The organism is Bacillus sp. AFS029637, from assembly GCF_002584985.1.
GTDB lineage: Bacteria > Bacillota > Bacilli > Bacillales > Bacillaceae_G > Bacillus_A.
The window spans coordinates 1-292 of the sequence record NZ_NUPZ01000064.1 but is presented as its reverse complement, the minus strand read 5'-3'; the positions used below and the strand labels follow the sequence as shown (position 1 = coordinate 292).

Below are 292 nucleotides of genomic sequence, written 5' to 3'. Positions count from 1 at the left end.
ATCATTTTAAATAAAACGATGGGGTGGATTGACGGACGTCCATTGTTTTCACAGTAATAAGGGCGTAACTTCTCCTCAATAAAATTAAAACTAATTGTCGCTTCAATCGCACGAAGGAAATGATCTTGTGGAACTAACTCTTCTACAGAAACAGATACACGTTCATCACGATGATTTTTTAAAGCACCCATCATAAGAAATCTCTCCTTTTCCTCTTTTTTATCAGTGTTGACACACAAAAAGAGGTTCAGACACAAAAACAGGCTATGGAGAAGACTTTCTCCACAGCCTG

1 protein-coding gene is annotated in these 292 nt (G+C 37.7%); it reads right to left on the bottom strand.

Going from position 1 to position 292, the window contains the following annotated elements:
* Positions 1–194: transposase (locus tag COE49_RS26730; protein ID WP_483295622.1), on the bottom strand; the 194-nt coding region annotated here is incomplete at its 3' end.
* Positions 195–292: the final 98 nt, after the last annotated feature.